The sequence below is a fragment of the Natrialba asiatica DSM 12278 genome (assembly GCF_000337555.1).
Classification (GTDB): Archaea; Halobacteriota; Halobacteria; order Halobacteriales; family Natrialbaceae; genus Natrialba; species Natrialba asiatica.
The window spans coordinates 1-19826 of the sequence record NZ_AOIO01000009.1 but is presented as its reverse complement, the minus strand read 5'-3'; the positions used below and the strand labels follow the sequence as shown (position 1 = coordinate 19826).

Below are 19826 nucleotides of genomic sequence, written 5' to 3'. Positions count from 1 at the left end.
AAACCGTGTCCCCCCACCGACACGGGGTGAACCGTGATGAACTCGTCGGAGGCTGTGCGTTTCGGTGAGCCGTCGTCAGCGTCTGTCGCTACGGCCGTGCGTTTCGTTACCACATCATTTATTGCGGATGCGTCGAAAGCGCATAGCATGCTTCGGGCGACGAGCGTTAGCAAATCGTTCGGCGGCTTGGTCGCCGTCGACGACGTAACTTTCGAGATCGGTGACGAGGAGATCGTCGGATTGATCGGGCCGAACGGAGCCGGCAAGACGACGCTGTTCAACGCGATTACGGGCGTCCATCCGCCAACCGAGGGGACGATCGTCCTGGACGAGACGGAGCTTACCGGCAGCAAGCCACACGAAATCGCGAGGGCCGGCGTCGCCAGGACCTTCCAGACCGCACGGACGTTCGACGAGGCGACTGTCATCGAGAACGTCGCCATCGGCGCCGTCTTCGGCACCGGCGATTCGAAAGCCCGCGCCGAAACGCGGGCCTACGAACTGCTCGAGTTCATCGGCCTCGACGAGCAGGCCCACGACCCGGTCGGCGAACTCAACATCGCGGACCGGAAACTGCTCGAACTCGCCCGGGCGCTCGCGACCGAGCCGGCGTTCGTCCTCGTCGACGAGATCGGCAGCGGTCTCACGCCGACCGAACTCGAGACCCTGACGGAGACGTTAGAGCGCATCCGTTCCGAGCACGGAATCTCCGTCTTCTGGATCGAGCACATCGTCGATGCGATCATGGGTGCGACGGATCGGATCATCGTTCTCAATCAGGGCGCGAAGATCGCCGACGGAACGCCCGCGGAGGTGCAGTCCGATAAACAGGTTGCCGAGGCGTACCTCGGTGGGGTGGAGGTATGACCTTGCTCGAAGTCGACGGGATCGACGTCTCCTACGGCGATCTGCAGGTGCTCTGGGACGCATCGATGGCGATTGCGGAGGAGGATTCGGTCGTGACGTTAGTCGGGCCGAACGGGGCCGGCAAGACGACGCTGCTCAGAACGCTCTCGGGCCTGCTCGAGCCGTCCGCCGGGACGATCGAAATCCTCGGCTCGGACATCTCCACCCGCCCTGCCGAGGAGATCGTCGACCTCGGCTTCGTCCACGTGCCCGAGGGGCGGAATCTCTTCGACGAGATGACGGTCGCCGAAAACCTGCAAATGGGATCGTACAGACACCGCGACGAGTTCGAGGAGACGCACGCGGAGGTCGTCGAGATGTTCCCCGTTCTCGAGGAGCGCCGGGAGCAGAAGGCGGGGACGTTAAGCGGCGGCGAACAGCAGATGCTCGCGATCGGCCGCGGGTTGATGGCACAACCCGACATCCTCGCGCTGGACGAACCGTCCGGTGCGCTCGCCCCGCAACTCGCCGAGCGGGTGTTCGAGAAGATCGAAGAGATCAGTACGGACGTGACGGTCTTGCTCGTCGAGCAACACGTCGACCGGGCGCTCGAACTCGCCGACCGGGCCTACCTGCTGGAGAACGGTCGCATCGCCGCCGAGGGGACGGGATCGGAGTTGCTCCAGAGCGACCACGTCGTGGAGGCGTATCTCCGCGGCTAGCATGCAGCGGTCACCGAACCGGGCCGGTGGCGTCCCGCGAGCGTCGCGAGCAGACTCACCACGAGCGGACCGGCGACAAAAAGATTGAAGGATGGTAAGTGTGAGTTGGTACCGTGGTACAAATGCCAGAGACGGGATTACACCGAATACAGCGTCGAACGGTGCTGAAATCGACCGGTGCCGGCGTCGGGATCGGACTTATGGCCGGGTGCATGGGCGGGAGCGGGGGCGGCGATACGCACACTATTGCGGGACTACAGCCCCACTCGGGACCGTTTGCCCTGTATGGAGACGCCCACACGGCGGGGATCGAGTTCGCAATCGAGGAGATCAACGCCGACGGTGGCATCCTCGATCAGGAACTCGAACACGTCGCGGAGGATACCGGATCGGAGCCGAGCGAGGCGGTGACGATCCTCAACCGACTCGTCGAAACTGAGGACGCCGTCGCCGCCGTCGGCCCGGTCTCGAGCGACGTGGGAGTGCTGACCTCGGAGAACGCGGAAGAACTCGAGGTGCCGCTGTTCTTGCACACGTCGGGCGACATCGAGATTCTCTCGCGGGACTCGAGCTACACGTTCCGGACGGCGCTGCCGCCCGCGCCGGCGTTCATCCAGGCCGTCGCGGACATCATCGAAGACAACGGGTACGAGACGATCGGAGCGATCAACGCCGACTACGCGTGGGGCATCGCAGCCGAGCAAGCCATCGAGCAAACCTTCCCGAGCGGTATCGACCTCACGATGCGGACGGCACCGCAGGGGGAAAGCGATTTCGCGCCGTACCTCCGCGATATGCCGAGCGATCTGGACGTGCTGGTCGGCTCGGGGCATCCGCCGGGACTGAACGACATGTTCAGTCAGATGATGGAGGTCGGGCTCGAACCCGAACTGATGACCGGTGCCGTCGATCCGCCCGAGACGAATTACAACGGGATCGGGGACGCCGTCGCGAACGGATTCACGTTCGGCCACCTTCCGGACGTCTACTCCGACGAGTACCGGGAGATCGCCGATCGGTTCTACGAGGAGACGGGGGGCTATTTCGGCCCGACGCAGGCGGCCGGATACGTCACGGTGCAGTTGATCGCGGAGGCGATGCGCCAACAGGAGTCGGCCGATCCACAGGACGTTGCAGCGGGCACGCGCCAACTCGAGTTCGACACGATCTACGCCGAACCGGTCCAGTATACGGAGTGGGGTGAGCTTGACAACTACTCGCTGATCTGGAGCGGGTTCGAGACTCAGGCACCGGCGTACTATCCGGACGGCGACTTCGATCTGCACGAGGTCTACCGGACGGATTCCCTCTCGGCGATCGACCCGACGGAATGGTAGCCCGGGACGGTAGAGTACCAACTGAAACGAGTTACACACTCGATCGTACGAGGGTTGTACGATCGGGTGTGTATTGACTTTCGGCGGCTGGTTAGCAGACTGGTCTTTTTTGGGACGGGAGTCACGGTCGCGTGCGTGCCCTACAGTGATCGAGAAACGTGCGCAGGAGAGCTGACGAGGGTCGTGCCCGTTCTCGCTAGCTTTCGCGCCACGTCGCGATCCGCTCGCGAGTTCGGAATCGATCGTTCAGGATGCGGTCCGCGAACGGAACCACGCCCTGGCGGAAGTAGAGGAACAGGAAGATCAGGAGCGCACCGAAGATCACCGTGCGCCACTCTCCCGTGGACGCCAGCCCCTCATCGATCCAGACGACGAGTCCGGCTCCAACGAGTGGCCCGAGGAGCGTCCGCATCCCACCGACGATGAGGATGATGAGGACGAGCACGTCGATCACCTGGAACTCGAACAGGCCAGGGATAACGAACCCCTCCAGTTGCGCGTACAGCGGACCGACGAGTCCGATGATGAAGGCGCTGGTGAACCCCGCGAGAACCTTGTACCGGACCACGTCGACGCCGATCGATTCGGCAGCGACCTCGTCCTGTCGGATCGCGTCGAAGGCCAATCCGTACGTCGAGTCGCGAAGCCACTCGTAGAAGACGAACGTCGCGCCGAGGAGCGCGAGCACGAGGTAATAGAGGATCACGTGCTCGTGGATGCCGAATCCCTCCTGAAGCGACTCGAATCCGAGGCCCGAGAAGATGAGCCCGGTGCTCCCGCCGGTGATGTCGCGGGCCCCGACGAAGAACTCGATGACCGCAAACTGCAGCGCGAGGGTTAAGATTGCGATCAGGATCACGGTAAACTGGAGCCTCGCCGCGACGTAACAGACGAGCGCACCGATTACGCCGGTCAGGAGGGCACCGATGAGGAGCGTCGCCCACGGCGAGACGCCGAGCGCCTCGGCCGAGAGCGCGGTAGTATACGCGCCGATTCCAGTCAGTGCGCCGACGAACAGGAATAGTTGATCCGTGTGTCCGAAGACGATGTTGAGCGCCGTCGCGAGCGTCGCGAAAATCGCCGCCAGGATAATCAGGCGGGAAACGTACGTCGCGCCCTCGCGGAAGACGACCGGGGGAACGAGTGCGAGTAGCCCCAGGACGAGCGGTAACCGAATTGTCTCCCAATCAGTGCCACCAACGCGCGTGAGTAGTGCGTGTATCATTGGTATTACAGTGTCCGTGTGTACCGAGTTCGTTATGCGACCTGCTCCGGTTGGAGCAGCAGTGCGACGATCGCGGCCGCGAACAGAGCGATTTCGGCGACGTATGCGCCGACGTACGCGCTCGTGAACGTGGCAATGAGACCGAGGACGAGTCCCGCCGCGACCGCACCGACGATGCTCGTCACGCCGCCGACGATGGACACGATCAGCGCCAGGATCGTCAGCTCGAATCCCTCCGCTGCACCGACCTGCTGGGTGAAACTGTAGAGTATCCCCGCGACCGCCGCGATGGACGCGCTGAGTACGAACACGAGCGTTCGCATCTTTCGCGGGCTGATTCCGCAGAGAACCGCTCCGGTCTCGTCCTGCAGAACCGTTCGCGTCGCCCGTCCGAGGTACGTTCGGCGAAAGAAGTAATACAGCCCCGCGAACAGAGCGAGACTGATTACAATAATCGCGATCGAGGAACCTCGGATCTGTGCACCGAAGACCGTCGTCGACGGAACGCCGACGGACAGCGAGTACGACGACGGACGAGCGATAACGAGCAGTCCGTCGAGGAGCGTCGCCAACCCGAGCGTGACGAAAATCCCGAGCAACACCCGCTCTTCGCCCTCGGATCGGTAGACGAACGAGAGCAGCGACTTGTCGACGACCAGGCCGAGTCCGGTGACGGCGACGACGGCGAGGACGATCGAGAGCGGGAGACTCGACGTGATCCCGAGGAGTTCGATCGCGATGACGACCGCTATCGCCGAAAAGACCCCGATCGACAGGTTCAACACGCCACCGAGCCCGAACACGATCGTGATTCCGAGTCCGAGCAGGGCCAGGACGAGCCCCTGTGTGATCCCGTCGATCGCAAATTCCACTAGCTGTGTTACCGACGCTGACACCATTACAGGTGTGCTATCACATCACCATATCTTATACATTGTGGTCGACCGGGCGGTCACACACCGCCGTCGCGGTGAGCGAGTTGTGTGGTGACACGCCGGATTGTACCGTGCGTTCATGACACACGTGCTGTTCGCTCTCAGGAAACGAGATGCTTATCCCGAACGGTCTATAATTTAGGACCGGCCGGTCCGAGGAGAATCCTGTGCGACGAGTTTACATCGATTCCGTGAGCTGATGGAGGAACTTACGCAGAATATTTTACAGTAGTACTCGTGTAATGGTGGCGCGGCGAAATACTGTTGACGGGCTAACTACTGCGTTTCATCACAGCGAACAGGAGGGATTTGTTTCCCCGCACGATCTGCTAGAAGCCTTGAACATCTCTTATATAGACGCAACAGAAAGAATTCCTATGGAAAATCGTGATATCGATGGGCGGTCTATCAAATCGGACGAGACGCTGTTCGCCATCATCGAATGCTTAAAGCGCACGAACGGTGCAGGTGTCACCGAACTCGCCGATCGACTCGATCTCGCAAAGAGCACCGTTCACAAACACCTCGTGGCGCTCGAACGCCACCGGTACGTCGTCAAAGAGGACGGCCAGTATCGGCTCGGACTCCAGTTTTTCACCGCCGGCATCCACGTTCGAAACCAGTACGAGGTCTATCACGCCGCCAAGAATCGAGTCGACAGGCTCGCAGCCGAGACGAACGAGGCGGCCTGGCTCATCGTTCACGAAAACGGGATGGGGATGTTCGTCTACGGCGTCGCGCACAACGAGGCGTTCACCTTCGACTCGACGATCGGCACGTGGGTCTACTTACACGCGAACTCGGCCGGCAAGGCGATCCTGGCCCACCTCCCCGACGAGGAGGTCTCGTCGATCATCGACCGCCACGGTCTGCCGGCACAAACCGAGAACACGATCACCGATCGCGAGACCCTGCTCGACGAACTCGCGGAGGTTAGAGACCGCGGCTATGCGATGAACGCACAGGAGGATCTCCGGGGACTGCACGCGATCGCCTCGCCGGTGATCACCGACGGCCGGCCGGTCGCGGCCGTCACCATCGCGGGTGCCGCAAACCGGGTTACCGAGGAGCGGATCGAAGACGACCTGTCCGAGCGCCTGCTCGAAGCGGTCGACGACATCGAACTGCGACTGGTGTACGGATGACGTCACGGGTATCGCCCGGTCGCGCGCTCAACGGCGTCAGCTGAAGAGATTAGGCTGAATCGCGAGAAACAGGATCCCGGCGAACGCGTACGTCAACCCGATGAGAACGTACACGGCGCGGTTCGCGCTGTACCGGCCGGTGAGACACCAGGTTCCGGCACACGCGGGAACGGTTCCGGCGACTGCAACCCGCTGTGAGAGTGCGCCGAGCGCGATCGCGGCACCCAGTAGCGAGACGCTGGCGAAGATGAAACCGATTGCAACGAATCGTGCCCGACTCGGGCCGAGAGCGACGGAGATCGTCCGTTTCGATCTCGAAACGCCGTCCGGAGGCGAGAACCGAGCGGCAACGAATCCCGGCACCATAATCATTAATATCCTCGGTATCCCCTCCCATACGTAGGCGGATGAACCAGAATCTCAGAGACGCGTTCGAGAGAACGGTCCGGTGTCACTCGTCGACGACGGCGATCGTCACCGAGGATGGGCAGTCGCAGACGTACGGGGAGTTGGACGACCGCACGACGCGGCTGGCGAACGCGTTGGCCGAGCGCGCTCCGGGTCGGCGGCTCGCAACGCTTGCGGTCAACGGACCGACGGCGATCGAAGCGATGCTCGCGAGCCAGAAGCGCGGGGTCGGAAACGTTCAACTCCCGTTTCGGGAGAGTCCCGGCGCACTGGCGTCGATGCTCGAACCGACCGATGCGGGCGTTCTCCTCTTCGACGATGCAAACGCCGAGACGGCGCTATCGGTACTCGACCGGGTACCGTTCGAGAGAGCGATACACGCCGGCGAAAAATCGATCGAGCGCGACGGCGTTCTCGACTACGACGTACTCCTCTCCGACGCCTCGACCGAACCGGTCGAACCGCAACCGGAGGGCGAACACGGCGTCTTCTACACGAGCGGGACGACGAGCACGCCGAAGGCCGTGCTGTTCGACCAGGAACAGCTGTGGTACGGTAGCACGCAAGTCGTCATGGAGATGGGGATCGAACAGACGGACACGGCGCTGGTGACGACGCCGTGGTATCACATGGTCACCTCCGACGCCTGGATCCTCCCGCACATCCAGGCCGGAGCGGCGATGGTCGTCCAGTCCGATTTCGATCCGGACGAGGCGCTCCAACTCATCGAGGAACACGACGTGACGGGAATGCTCGCGGTTCCGACGCAGTTACACGCGCTTGCGGACACGCAGGCCGACGCGGGGTACGACATCGAGACGCTCTCGTACATCCGCACCGGCGGCTCGATCGTCACGGACGGACTCATCGAGAAGGCCGCCGAATACTTGACCGAGGGCGTGTACAACACCTACGGGCTGACCGAAGGCGGGCCCAACCTGACGTTCGCACACCCCTCCGCCCAGGAGGACCACCCGGGAACGATCGGCACCGAGTCGTTCACGTGTGAACTCCGGGTCGTGGAAGCCGCCGAACCCGGCGAGGACCCCGATCCGACCGCGACCGTCGACCCGGGCGAGACGGGCGAGATACTCATGCGGAATCCGGGAATGTGCGACGGGTACTTAGACCGTCCCGAGGAGACCGACCGCCTGTTGGTCGACGGCTGGCTCCGAACCGGCGACTGCGCGACGGTCGACGAGGACGGCTACCTGTACATCGTCGGCCGCGTCGACAACATGATCGTCAGCGGCGGCGAGAACGTCTATCCGGAGGATGTCGAGGGCGTCGTCGAAACGCACGACTCGATCGACGAAGCCGTCGTCGTCGGCGTCGAAGACGAGCGCTGGGGCCACCGCGTCGGTTGCGTCATCTACACCGAAAGCGCGGATGTCGACGTCGACGACCTCGATCAGTTCTGCAAGGACCACGACCGGCTCGCGAACTTCAAGCGCCCGCGCGAGTACGCAGTGGCGACCGAACCGCTTCCCCGAACGGACACCGGAACGGTCGAACGCGAGACGGTCTCGACCGAGTTCTTCGGCGGCGAATGACGACGCCTGCATTCATCCCGACGGGACGGTATTTCCGGGCTCGAAACAGATCGGAACCGGTGTACACCGAACTGCTGCCGGACGCGTACGATCTGCCCCTGCAGGACGACGGCTCGGCGCGGTAGCGCGCGTTCCTCTTCGATTTGGAAACGGCGACGCTCGTCGGTACGGGCTACCGGGGACGACCGACGCGCTCTTCGAGGCGGTCGATGCGGCGACGAGCGGCGCATCGTCATCATCCGAGACTACACGCGGGGAAAACGTTTTCACGCCGTTGAAACAACACGGTTGGCATGGCTGTACAAGACGTATTCGACCCCAGCGGAATCGCCGTCGTCGGGGCGTCCGACACGCCGGGAAAGATGGGGTACGAAGCCGTGCAGAATGCGATCGAATTCGACGGGCCGGCCTATCCGGTCAACCCCGCCGCCTCGGGGTCGGTGTTCGGCCGGGAGTTCGTCGACTCGGTGGGAGCCATCGACGGTCCCGTCGACCTCGCGCTCGTCTGCGTTCCGGCACCGGTCGTGCCGAGCGTTATCGCGGAGTGCGGCGAAGCGGGAATCGGCGGGGCGGTCATCTTCGCCGGCGGGTTCGCCGAAGCGGGAGCGGACGGCGAGCAGTTGCAGGACGAACTCGTCGCCGCGGCGACCGAGGGCGAGAACGAAGTCGACCTCCTCGGGCCGAACACGAGCGGCTTTCTGGTTCCCGACGAGAGTCTATACGCGACGTTTGCAACGGGCATCGAGACGGTTCCGGCGGGAAACCTGGCGATCGTCGCACAGAGCGGCGGGCTGGCCTACTCGCTCGCGTTTCAGGCGGAAAACCGCGGAATCGGCGTCTCTGCGATGGTCGGCCTCGGCAATCGGGCGACGGTCGGCTTCGGCGAGGCAATCGCGTACTTCGACGGCGACGACCGGACCGATGCAATACTGCTGCACGTCGAAGGGTCGGACGACGCGCGCGGCCTCCTCGAAACCTGCCGGGCCGTAGAAACGCCGGTTCTCGCATACAACGTCGGCGAGGAGGACGTCGGCGACTTCGCCGAGTCCCACACGGGAGCGCTGACCGGTCGATACGAACTCTACGAAGCCGGGTTCGCCCAGTACGGCGTGCCGACCGTCCGGTCGACGGCCGAACTACTCGACGGCGGACGCGCGCTCGCGACCTGTCCCCGACCCGACGGGCCGAACGTCGGCGTCGTGACCGCGCAGGCGGGACCGGGCATCGCCATCGCGGACCGACTGAAGGCCGCCGGTGCGACGCTGCCCTCGCTCGATCCGGAAACGCAAGCCGTCATCGAGGACATCCTCCCCGGGATCACCTTCTCCGCGAATCCCGTCGACACGGGGCGACCGATGCCCGCCTTCGGCGACGTCGTCGCCGCCGTCGCACGCGACGATACCATCGACATCGTCCTCGTCTACGAACTGTACGAGGGCGGCATCGGCTACCCGACCGAGACGCTCGAGGAACTCGTCAGCGCGGTCGACAAACCGATCGTCTTCGCCACCGGCGGCCCCGACGACACTCTGGACGAGACCCTCCCTGAACTCGAGGCGCTCGGCGTGCCGACCTACCGGACGCCGGAGGCCGGCGCGGACGCCGTCGCCGCGCTCGTCCGGGCCGCGAAGCGAACCCGGACTCCCGATACGGTGAGAGACGGCACGGAGGTGAGTCGATGAGCGATCCCCTCGCACCCGTCGACGCGGCGCTGGCGGACGGCCGGGCCGCGCTGACCGAATCCGAAGCGAAGACCGCCGTCGCCGACCGGGGGCTTACAACCCCGACGGGTGAACTCGTGCGCGCTCCCGATGCGGCCGTCGAAGCGGCCGAGCGGCTCGGCTTCCCCGTCGTCGCGAAAGTCGCCGCACCGTCGATCCAGCACAAGAGCGAGTGGGCCGGCGGCGCCGGCGTGAACGTAAACCTCCGCGACGCCGATGCCGTCCGAACGGCCGCAACGCGAATCTTCGACGCCGCGGCCGACCGGAGTCTCGATGCAGCAGTCCTCATCGAGGAAGGAATCGACGTGGACGCCGGCCTCGAAGTAATCGTCGGTGCCACGCGAGACCCGTCGTTCGGCCCGACCGTCCTCGTCGGTCTCGNTCGGTCTCGGCGGAATCGCCGTCGAAATCCTCCAGGACACGAGCCACAGAATCGCCCCGGTCTCGACGGCAACGGCGCTCGAGATGACGCGTGAACTCGAGGCTTCGCCGCTGTTCGACGGCTACCGCGGGTCTCCGGCAGTCGACCGGGAAGCGGTCGCCGAGGCGATCGTCGCCGTCGGCGATCTGGTGGCCGAACGCGAGGCGATCCGCGAAGTCGAGATTAATCCGCTACTCGCGAGGCCGGACGGAGCGGTCGCCCTCGACGCGCTCGTCTCGCTCGACGGCGAACTCCACGACGACGGAGACCGCCGCAGGGATCGGAGACGAAACCGGTCGTGACTCCGTCGGCGTCGCGAAACGGCGAAACGAAGGAAACGGCTGGACCGCACGCGTCGGCGGTCGAACGCGGTCAGCTACTCGTTTAGCTGGCTCTTCTCCACGTCGACGTCCTCGAAGGACAGGTCGCGCTCGGTCACGTCGACGGCCATCGATCCGACGCTCTCGATTTCGGCGTCGATGGTGTCCCCACCGGTGATCGCGCTAACGCCTTCCGGCGTGCCGGTGGTGATGACGTCGCCGGCTTCGATCGTCGCGCCGATCGAGGCGTACTCGACGATATCGGCACAGCTGTAGATCATCTCGCCCGTGTTCTCCTGCTGGCGGGTCTCGCCGTTGAGCTTCAGTTCCATCTCGAGGTCGTGCGGATCGTCGATTTCGTCCGGCGTCGCGACGCAAGGGCCGATGATCGTAAAGGTGTCGTAGGACTTGCGGTTCGAGCGGTCCTGATCGCCCCGAACCGAGACGTCGAGCAGGATCGTGTACCCCAGAATGGCGTCCCAGACGTCGTCGCTGTCGATATCTTTGACGTCCTCACCCATGACGAACGCGAGTTCGATCTCGTGGTCGACGCGCCGGTCGCTGAACGGTACTTCGATGCCGTCTTCCGGGCCGGCGACGCTCGAGGGGGCCTTGAGGAAATAGCCCTTGTCCTCGATGGTGAACCACTCCTGGGTGACGATATCTTTGTCCGCGAGGGCCTCCTCGACGTGGTTCTCGTAGTTCAGCGGTGCAGCGATGACCTTTCCGGGGCGGCGAACGGGCGATTCGAGACGTACTTCGCCGCGGTCGTAGTCCGCATCTGCGTCCGTGAACTCGCTCGCGTCGAGATCGCGGGTCGCGTACTCCCGGAGCGGGTCGTTCGTCTCGAGTCCGAGGCGGTCGGTGACGTCTACGATGCCGTCGTCGGTCAACAGGCCGAGCCTGTCGTCGTTGAATCGGACAAGTCGCATAGTACATGCACTGCGATACGCCCACATAAATCATCCTTTCTCGTCTACTACCCGTCCGGCGGTCTGTGAGACCAGACCGGAGAGCGAACGGCCGCGGTTACAGCCATCTACGACAGCGATGGTGCCTCCAACACACTTATGGTATCGTTCATCAAACATGCGACTATGGCAGAACAAGAGCCAGAGGAGCTCCTGGAGTTGAGTTCCGACACGCGGAGCACCCTCGAGCAACACAACCTCCGCCCGCTCTGGGAAGTAGAAGACGACATGGGGCATCTCCTCGACGACCTCGAAGCGGACATCTGGAAGTGGGAGGATATCCAGGCCGCTATCGACGGCATCGAGGCGGACGTGCCGATCGCCGACCTCCCGCCGGGCTTCCAGCGACGGGTTGCAGTTCCGATCAACGCCGAACACGCGATTTCGAACACGATCTACGTCGGCGTGCAGACGGTCTCACCCGGCGAAACCGCTCCCTCCCACCGCCATGCCGCCAGCGCGCTTCGGTTCACCATCGACGGCCACGAGGACATGAAGACCGTCGTCGCCGGCGAGGAGTTCCCGATGAAGGACAACGACCTCGTCACCACGCCGCAGTGGGAGTGGCACGACCACGTCAACGACTCCGACGAGACGGCCGCCTGGCTCGACGTTCTCGACCTGCCGCTGTTCTTGGATACGCTGAACAACACGCACGTCTTCGAGAATCACGAACTCGAGCGCCAGCCGGTGACGAAGTCGCAGGGATACTGGGCCTCCCAGTACGGGCGCGGGCGTCCCGCTGGCGAGCAAAAAGACGGCTCCATTCCCGGCCCGTTCGAAGGGAATCAGGAGCCGACGCCGCCGTATCGTTTCGGGTGGGACGAGATGGAAGCGTCGCTCCGACAGCGCGCTGACAATGACGAGCCGGACCCTTACGACGGCTACAGCCTCGCGTACGTCAATCCGGCCACGGGGGAGGAGCCGCTGTTCCCGACCATGTCCTTCCGGGCGCAGCTGCTAAACGACGGGCCGACGGACGCACACTTCCACAACGCGACGGAAGTCTACTTCGTCATCGAAGGAGAGGGCGCGACCCACGTCGACGGCGAGGCCCTCGAATGGGGGCAGTGGGACATCTTCGTCGTGCCGCCGGACGCACCCCATCACCACGAACCGGACGACGAAGCGATCCTCCTCGGCATGACCGACCGCCCGATTCTGGAGGCGATGAACTTCTACGCCGAAGCCGGTATTGACGGCTAATTTGAACCGGCTCGGGATTCGTTCGTGCGGGTTCCGCTTCCCACCTCGGTATGGGAATCCGGAAAGGCTGGTAGCAAAAGAGGCAATACTCTTATAGATTGTCGTCCCTAGCGTCTTCGTATGGCCGAGTTCGAGAATCCGTACGTCGAGGAGGATCCGTTCGTCCAAGCGCACTTCGACTGTCTGGACTGTGGCGGAAAGCTCTGGGAATACGCGGTCCAAGGACAGATGGTCTGTGAGGAGTGTTACGGCGTCTTCCGGTCGGAGCAAGTGTTCGACGCCGCCGTCGAACGGACTGCAGACTGATGCCGACTCGCGGTTGCGTGTCCGCGTGCGCCAGCGTGTCGGGTTCGCTTTCGCGTTCGACTGGTCGATCGAGTTCAGTGTCGGGATATGTCGTCTCCAGGCGGCCGCCGCGACGCGAGGTTCGAAATCTCGATATCCGGATAGAGCCGCCGTTGAGCCGGTAACACCGGTGTCCACTCTGCAAACATTGATCTGCTTGCCGCCGAATGGAATGGTATGGGGAAACAGATGGAGTCTCCGTACGGCATCGATGCGGACTGGAATCGGCTGTACATCGACGGGGAGTGGCGAGAGGCGACGAACGGGGCGACGATCGACGTGGCGGATCCGTCGACGCGAGAGACCGTCGCGACGGTGCCGGCCGGAACTGAGGCCGACGTCGACGCGGCCTACGAGGCGGCCGCCGAGGCGCAGGACGAGTGGGCACAGACGCCGCCGGCCCGACGGCAGGAGGTCGTCCAGGAGATGCTGGGGCTGCTCGATGACCATCGCGAGCAGATCATCGATCTGCTCGCCCACGAGGCCGGCGGGACGCGGGGAATGGGCGAAACGTCCCTCCAGCTAGCATCGGATCAAGCCGCGGAAGCGGCGACGCTGCCCCGCCGAATGAAAGGCGAGCACGCCGCGTCGAACATTCCCGGCAAAGAGAACATCGTCCAGCGCGTCCCCAAGGGCGTCGTCACGGTGATTTCGCCGTGGAACTTTCCGCTGAACCTCTCGATGCGCGCCGTCGCGCCGGCGATCGCCGCCGGTAACGCAGTCGTACTCAAACCCGCGACGAACACGCCGATCGTCGGCGGCCTCCTGTTCGCACGCCTGTTCGACGCCGCCGGACTGCCCGAGGGCGTGTTGAACGTCGTCACCGGACGCGGGTCCGAGATCGGCGACCGCGTCGCGAGCCACCCCGAGAGCGACGTCGTCGCCTTCACCGGTTCGACCGCGGTCGGCCGCCGCGTCGCCGCTGCCGCCGGCGAAAACCTCGCGGTCCCCGCGATGGAACTCGGCGGCAACAACGCCCACATCGTTACCGACGCGGCCGATGTCGACGCAGCCGTCGACGCCGCCGCGTTCGGGAGTTTCGTCCACCAGGGGCAGGTGTGTATCTCCATCAATCGCCACCTCGTCCACGAGGATATCTACGACGAGTACGTCGCGAAACTGACCGACCGCGCCGAGAGCCTTCCGGTCGGCAGTGCACACGAGGAGACGGTCGTCGGCCCGATCATCGACGAGTCCCAGCGCGACGAAATGCTCGAGTACGTCGAGCGGACGATCGAAGCCGGCGCAACCCTCGAAACCGGCGGCGAAACGGTCGAACTGGACGGCGTCGACGATTCGCTGGTCGTCGCGCCGACCGTGCTCTCGGACGTGACGAACGACATGGCGGCCGCCTGCAACGAGCACTTCGGTCCCATCGCGCCGGTCATCCCGTTCTCGACCGTCGACGAAGCGGTCGAACTCGCCAATGCCACGGCGTACGGCCTGTCCGGTTCGGTTCACGCCGGCGACGTCGGCGCGGGCAAACGCATCGCCGACCAGCTGGAGACCGGCATGGTCCACGTCAACGACCAGCCGATCAACGACGAGGCACACGTCCCGTTCGGCGGCACCGGAGCCTCCGGTGTCGGCGGCTACAACAGCGAGGCCTTCCTGGACGAGATCACCGAGCAAAAGTGGATCTCGCTCCAGCACGAGCCCCGCGAGTTCCCGTTCTGATCGGCCGAGAACGAGAACGAATGGACGACGAAGAACGGGCGGTCGGCGGGGCCCGCTTCTCGCGGGTCAGCGAGCCGGCGCGTGAGACGGTACCCGAGCCGGTCGACGCGGGCGACAATGGAATGGATTTACAATACCCGACCGCCAAGTGAGCCCATGGCACTCGAAAGCGACGTGAGAGCGGCCGCCGAACAACGTGACGATCTTCCGACCGCCGCCGACGTACACGACCCCGGTACCGAGATTCCGCTCACCGACCTGTTCGATGCGGAGTTCGTCCAGGCCCGCACCGAGTTCAGTTCGTTCGACGACCTGGTTGCGGCGAGTCCCAGTTCCGCCGACGCCGCGGCTGAACTCGAGACCGTTTCGGAGGGCGAGTGGGACGAGTTCGTCGCGGAGACGACCGACTTCGCGGACGAGAAGGCGTTGGTGCTGGCTGCGCGCGATCACTGGGTCGGCAAGCGACTCGAACTCGTCTGAGACGCCCGAGTTGGTGCAGGTATCGGTGTCTTTGGAGTGACGGTGACGATTTTGTGACAACGTGCAACGTCCCGCGTATTCGGTGAGCCGATGGCGACCCGGTAGCGGTAGTGGTACTCCCGCAGCACCAGCGCGCTCCGGAGGCGCAGTACCGACTCCCGGCGAGTTCACTCCGTTCGGTCGTGTTCCTCGTGCAGTCGTGAACTCGTCGACCATCGCAAACGCTTCGGTTTGAACAATCCCGGCGAGTGAGCAGCAGAAAAGCGGACTGAGACCGTGCGATACGACCGACCGCAGCACAGGTGCGTTCGGTCTCCGACTCGGGCGCTCAGGAGTCAGTAGTTCCCGGTCGACACGATCGGCGGCGTCCCGTGTGGACCGTACGGAGCGTCGTCGAGCCACTCGCCCGCAGTCTCGAACTGATCCGCGAGCGAGGCCGCCGCCTCCTTCTGTAACACCGTCACCGGATCCTCGCCCTGGAGGTATTCGAGCGCCTGTCCCGCCGCGTTGAGATTGAACTCGGCGGCTTTCTCGCGCCGGGCCGCGTACAGTTCGACCTCGTCGCGGACGACCGCATCGGTCCTCGCATCGATAGCGGCCGCAATCGCCGAAGCTGCCTCGTCCGCGTCGGCGATGCCAGAGTTCATTCCGCGAGCACCGAAGGGCGCGAGCAGGTGCGCCGCTTCGCCGGCGAGCAGCACCCGGCGGTCGTCGTCGATGAAGGTGTCCGCCATCACCTGGAGGAAGTAGTAACTCGAGACCCACTGCAGGTTGTCCTCGTAGCGCTCGCCCATGATGTCGCGGATGAACTCGCGCATCTGATCTTCGCTGCTGAGTTCCTCGGGGTCGTCGCCCTCGATGCACTGAATGTCGAGTCGCCAGCCGCCGGTGAAGGGGACGAGCAACACGTTGCGGCCGTCGGCCGCGGGCGCGTCGTAGTGGAACACCCGCTCGAGTTCGCGTTGTTCGTCTTCGATCTCCTCGATGTCGGCGATGAGGAAGGCGTTCTCGGACTGGTCGCCCTCGAAGTTCGCGCCGATCTCCTTGCGGACGGTCGAGCCGCCGCCGTCCGCGCCGATCAGGAACTCGCCGCGCCGTTCGCGGCCGTCGGCCGTTTCGACGCGGACGCCGTCGGGTGAGGACTCGACGGTAGTGACCTCGGCGTCCCAGTGGATGTCGATGCCGGCCTCGTCAAGTGCGTCGTGCATGTAGTCCTCGGTGACGACCTGCGGGACGCTGGTAAAGTGTGGAATGTCACCCGAGCCGCCGGGAGAGTCGTACGTTCGGCTGAACACTTCCGCGCCCCGGAAGAGCGTGCGTCGCGTCGGCCAGACGCGTCCCTCGTCGACGAGGTCGGTACCGAGCCCCGGGTGAACTCGTTCGAGCGTCCGGAGCGTGGACCCGTGGACGTAGATGGCGCGACTGCCGGAACGATCCCGGTCTGCAGATTCGGCTTCGAGAATCGTTGCGTCGATTCCTCGCGCGTGTAAGGCGAGTGCTGCGCTCATTCCGACCGGTCCAGCACCGGCTATCAGTACGGGAGATGCCGTCGTATCACCGCTCATACTACGAGTGGTTGGGGCAAACCGTGATAATTGTTGTGGTCGCTCACCGCGTGTCGAGGAGGGATGAGGACATCCTGCCGGCCGGGTCCGGAGCGCGCACGCGGCCGCGGTATGTACGGTATCCAGCGTATCCAGCGCGAGCCACCCGGAAGGAGAGATCGGTGACGGCGTTCTATGGGCGGAACGGGCCGAGTCCGGCGGGACTGGCCCGAGCGAGTTACACGCTGTGCGTTACAGCGGTATGTGCGTAAAATCTGACCGTTTGTTTGATGGTAACTGCTCCCGGATGAGATCCGCGCACATACTACGCGTGTATTACAAAAATTCAAAATAATTATTTCTGGAGACCGATTTCACATATCCAGCCCGTATTAGCGATGATTGTAATCCGTGATCGGTCGGCGACGAGTTCACCGTTCTTCACGATCGGAATGGAGTACATCGGTTGTCCGTGCGATCAGTTCGACGCCGGCTCTCGGCTCGTCGTGAGAAGACAATGTGTGACGAAACAACACTATTGGTGTAAGTTGGTCAGTAACAACCACGCATGATCGGTGACTTTATTGTTAATGAAAAATACCCTCGGACCATGTTCGGGAGGACCGCGTGGGAGAGTGACGAGCACATGTCAGGAGAGAACGCCGAGCCGGAGGACAAAACGATCGACAACGTGACGCTGATCGAGAAGCGCCCGCGGCCGTTATTACGGTTCGTTCTCGCCTTCGGGATCGGGTCGTTCTTCTTTCTGTTTCCGATCGAATGGGAGGGACAGACGACGATCCCGCTCGATGTCGTCGTCGGTCTCATTCAGGAGTCGTACCCGTTTCTCGTGGAAGTGTTTACGTTCGGCTTGATTCTCGGCGGCGGTCTCTTGACGAGCGTCTCGATGCTTCACTATCAGGGACTCGCGACGATCGACCAGCGACTCGTCGATCGGTTGGAACTCGACTACTGGCAGACCTCGAAGCTATTCTGGGCGCTTCGCCTGCTCGGAATCGTCGTCGCCGCACCGATCCTGCTCAGAACCGGCCCGGAATGGCTTCTCAGCGACAGTACCTCCGGTGTCGTCTGGGGCGGCCTCCTGTTGACGATCGCGCTCGTGATTCCGATCGGTGCGATGTTCGTCAACTTGCTCGCCGAACTCGGCGGCCTCCAGTTCGTCGGCACGCTGTCTCAGCCGGTGATGCGGCCCCTGTTCAACCTCCCCGGCCGCGCGGCCTTGGACAGCGCGGCGTCCTGGCTCGGGTCGTTCAGTATCGGCTACTACCTCACTCGAAACGTCTTCGACCGCGGCGGCTACAACAAACGCGAGGTCTTTGCGATCTGCACCTGTTTCGCGACGGGGAACCTGGGAACGGTCGGCGCGATCGCGGCCGTGCTCGACATCCTGCACATCTTCCCGATCGTCGTCTTCCTCTACCTGATCAGCGTCATCGCGACGGCGGTCATCCTCGTTCGCGTGCCGCCGCTGTCGACCGTTCCGAACGAGTACGTCGCGACCCCCGATCCCGAACCGGAGTTCCGCGGCTCGGTCGGCGATTACATCCGGTTCGCGTTCAACGAGGCGGTCAGAACCGCCGAACACGGGGCCTCGATTCCGCGGTCCGCGATTGAAGGGCTCATCGACGGGATGAAGCTGACGGCGATGATGCTCGGAACGATCCTCTCGATCGGGATCACCGTCGTGACGCTCAACGAGTACACGTCCGTCTTCGAAGTGATCTCGCAGCCGCTGGTCCCCGTCCTGGCGGCCCTGAGCATTCCGGACCCGCAGATCGCCGCCTCGGCGATCATCATCGGCGGCGCGGAGATGTTCATCGCCGCGACGCTCGTCGTTGGCACCGACGTGATCACGAAAGCGTTCGTCGTGATCGTCGTGAGTTCGCAGGCGATCTTCTTCGCCGCGTCGGCCCCGATGATGGTGGACATGTTCGACGACATTCCGATCCGGTTCCGGGACCTCTTCGTGCTGTTCGTCATGCGAACGGTCCTCCTCGTTCCGATCACCGCAGCCCTAGTTCACGCTGCGGTGTTCGTCGGCCTCCTGTGACCCGCGACGACGAACACGACACGGCAACCGGCGTTCGAAGACGCGTAGCGCAAGCCGAACCCACGCGAGTTCAGAATCCGGCGACCGAACCCGCTTACTCGCCGGCGGTGGAGAACAGGACCGGGCGCTCCGATCGAAGCATCACCTGTTGTGCGACGCTGCCGAACAGCGCTTTTCCGGTCGGGGATCGTTTTCTGCCGCCGATACTGAGCAGGTCGGCATCGACGGCCGCAGCCGTTTCGAGGATGTTCCGTACGGCATCCCCGCTCGACTGGCGCACCTCGATTTCGAAGCCCGCTGCCTCGAGTTCAGCGGTGGCGTACTGGACCGCCTTGAGATTCGCGGCGTTGACCTCGTCGTCGTCGGTCCGGAAGACGTGATAGACGAGTACCCGCACGCGATCCTGCTCGAGCGGCAGGCTCGTGATTGAGTCGACCTGCTCGGTGATTCGTTCGCCATCCGTATCGGCACAGAGGAGTATCGTTTGCATAGGTCGGGTGAGACTGGAACGGCGACCGTGAGTCGAGTGACTGCGCTCGGCTGCACTCGTTCGGTGTGCCGATGCAGGACACTGACCACTGGTCGTATCGATAGCAGTTAGCACGCCTCAGGCATATAGCTGTTTGTTTCGCGTACCGTCATGTCGATCGAACCGAACTGAGAGGTGGGGTAAAACGAGAGATTCCCGACCGTTCAGCCCCACTGCGGGAGAGACTCGACCGATTCGAGAGCGGTAGTCGCCGAGACAGCGTGCCGGGGAACGAGTGACTCGGTCGGCGCGCTGTCGAACGCTTTATCGTTGTGAAACGTGTGATGGCCTATCGAAGTGATCAGTTGAGGATGACTGCGAGTTCAAATACTGTATTCGATGCGGGAGACGATGCCAGCGATGAAATACC

20 protein-coding genes are annotated in these 19826 nt (G+C 63.6%); 14 read left to right on the top strand and 6 right to left on the bottom strand.

All coding sequences use genetic code 11. The annotated features are described in order from the left end of the window. The first annotated feature begins 147 nt into the window (after positions 1–147). The 3 genes from C481_RS02720 (at position 148) to C481_RS02710 (ending at position 2905) form a co-directional block, all read left to right on the top strand. A complete protein-coding gene (locus tag C481_RS02720; protein WP_006107352.1) occupies positions 148–867 on the top strand; it encodes an ABC transporter ATP-binding protein in 720 nt (239 codons plus the stop codon). Further along, a complete protein-coding gene (locus tag C481_RS02715) occupies positions 864–1568 on the top strand; it encodes an ABC transporter ATP-binding protein (protein WP_006107351.1) in 705 nt (234 codons plus the stop codon). Before C481_RS02720 ends, C481_RS02715 begins: the two co-directional genes overlap by 4 nt. A gap of 122 nt (positions 1569–1690) precedes the next feature. Continuing rightward, on the top strand, positions 1691–2905 hold the full coding sequence (locus C481_RS02710; protein ID WP_049904370.1) for an ABC transporter substrate-binding protein: 1215 nt from the start codon (positions 1691–1693) through the stop codon (positions 2903–2905). A 196-nt stretch (positions 2906–3101) separates the two neighbouring features. Here C481_RS02710 and C481_RS02705 read toward each other — a convergent pair whose 3' ends face one another. Continuing rightward, a complete protein-coding gene (locus C481_RS02705; protein WP_006107349.1) occupies positions 3102–4130 on the bottom strand; it encodes a branched-chain amino acid ABC transporter permease in 1029 nt (342 codons plus the stop codon). 32 nt (positions 4131–4162) lie between these two features. Continuing rightward, positions 4163–5002, bottom strand: a complete 840-nt coding sequence (locus tag C481_RS02700; protein ID WP_006107348.1) for a branched-chain amino acid ABC transporter permease — start codon at positions 5000–5002, stop codon at positions 4163–4165. A 440-nt stretch (positions 5003–5442) separates the two neighbouring features. On the opposite strand from C481_RS02700, the gene C481_RS02695 reads away from it, so the two are divergent. Further along, positions 5443–6210, top strand: coding sequence for an IclR family transcriptional regulator (locus C481_RS02695; protein WP_006107347.1), 768 nt, complete (start codon positions 5443–5445; stop codon positions 6208–6210). 36 nt (positions 6211–6246) lie between these two features. On the opposite strand, the gene C481_RS02690 is transcribed toward C481_RS02695, so the two are convergent. Next, positions 6247–6582, bottom strand: coding sequence for a hypothetical protein (locus tag C481_RS02690; protein WP_152422133.1), 336 nt, complete (start codon positions 6580–6582; stop codon positions 6247–6249). Positions 6583–6617: 35 nt separating this feature from the next. Here C481_RS02690 and C481_RS02685 point away from each other — a divergent pair, with 35 nt between their 5' ends. From C481_RS02685 to C481_RS22545, 4 genes are all read left to right on the top strand, one after another. Further along, positions 6618–8171 (top strand): class I adenylate-forming enzyme family protein, encoded by a 1554-nt coding sequence (locus C481_RS02685; RefSeq protein ID WP_006107345.1) that lies wholly within the window; start codon positions 6618–6620, stop codon positions 8169–8171. Between the two features lie 293 nt (positions 8172–8464). Then, on the top strand, positions 8465–9853 hold the full coding sequence (locus C481_RS02680; protein WP_006107344.1) for a CoA-binding protein: 1389 nt from the start codon (positions 8465–8467) through the stop codon (positions 9851–9853). Continuing rightward, positions 9850–10368 (top strand): acetate--CoA ligase family protein, encoded by a 519-nt coding sequence (locus C481_RS02675; protein WP_006107343.1) that lies wholly within the window; start codon positions 9850–9852, stop codon positions 10366–10368. Before C481_RS02680 ends, C481_RS02675 begins: the two co-directional genes overlap by 4 nt. Further along, positions 10289–10615: an acetate--CoA ligase family protein gene (locus C481_RS22545; RefSeq protein WP_241434640.1), complete on the top strand. Its 327-nt coding sequence runs from the start codon at positions 10289–10291 to the stop codon at positions 10613–10615. Before C481_RS02675 ends, C481_RS22545 begins: the two co-directional genes overlap by 80 nt. 74 nt (positions 10616–10689) lie before the next feature. Here the strand turns inward: C481_RS22545 and C481_RS02670 are convergent, their stop codons facing one another. After that, positions 10690–11565, bottom strand: a complete 876-nt coding sequence (locus C481_RS02670; RefSeq protein WP_006107341.1) for a fumarylacetoacetate hydrolase family protein — start codon at positions 11563–11565, stop codon at positions 10690–10692. 165 nt (positions 11566–11730) lie between these two features. On the opposite strand from C481_RS02670, the gene C481_RS02665 reads away from it, so the two are divergent. The 5 genes from C481_RS02665 to C481_RS02650 all read left to right on the top strand — a co-directional run bounded on the left by C481_RS02665 (position 11731) and on the right by C481_RS02650 (position 15312). Continuing rightward, a complete protein-coding gene (locus tag C481_RS02665) occupies positions 11731–12810 on the top strand; it encodes a cupin domain-containing protein (RefSeq protein ID WP_006107340.1) in 1080 nt (359 codons plus the stop codon). A gap of 120 nt (positions 12811–12930) precedes the next feature. Beyond that, positions 12931–13116: a hypothetical protein gene (locus tag C481_RS02660; RefSeq protein WP_006107339.1), complete on the top strand. Its 186-nt coding sequence runs from the start codon at positions 12931–12933 to the stop codon at positions 13114–13116. A 216-nt stretch (positions 13117–13332) separates the two neighbouring features. Beyond that, positions 13333–14832, top strand: coding sequence for an aldehyde dehydrogenase family protein (locus C481_RS02655; protein WP_006107338.1), 1500 nt, complete (start codon positions 13333–13335; stop codon positions 14830–14832). Between the two features lie 20 nt (positions 14833–14852). Further along, positions 14853–14984, top strand: coding sequence for a hypothetical protein (locus C481_RS22885; RefSeq protein WP_275040049.1), 132 nt, complete (start codon positions 14853–14855; stop codon positions 14982–14984). A 4-nt stretch (positions 14985–14988) separates the two neighbouring features. Then, the gene (locus tag C481_RS02650; RefSeq protein ID WP_006107337.1) at positions 14989–15312 is read left to right on the top strand and encodes a hypothetical protein; all 324 of its coding nucleotides are present in this window, start codon (positions 14989–14991) and stop codon (positions 15310–15312) included. Between the two features lie 335 nt (positions 15313–15647). Here C481_RS02650 and C481_RS02645 read toward each other — a convergent pair whose 3' ends face one another. Beyond that, positions 15648–16877 carry an FAD-dependent monooxygenase gene (locus tag C481_RS02645; protein WP_083860875.1) on the bottom strand — a complete coding sequence of 410 codons (1230 nt, stop codon included), beginning with the start codon at positions 16875–16877 and terminating at the stop codon, positions 15648–15650. A 589-nt stretch (positions 16878–17466) separates the two neighbouring features. On the opposite strand from C481_RS02645, the gene C481_RS02640 reads away from it, so the two are divergent. Continuing rightward, a complete protein-coding gene (locus C481_RS02640) occupies positions 17467–18927 on the top strand; it encodes a YjiH family protein (protein WP_049904369.1) in 1461 nt (486 codons plus the stop codon). 94 nt (positions 18928–19021) lie between these two features. On the opposite strand, the gene C481_RS02635 is transcribed toward C481_RS02640, so the two are convergent. Then, on the bottom strand, positions 19022–19417 hold the full coding sequence (locus C481_RS02635; RefSeq protein WP_006107334.1) for a universal stress protein: 396 nt from the start codon (positions 19415–19417) through the stop codon (positions 19022–19024). Positions 19418–19826: the final 409 nt, after the last annotated feature.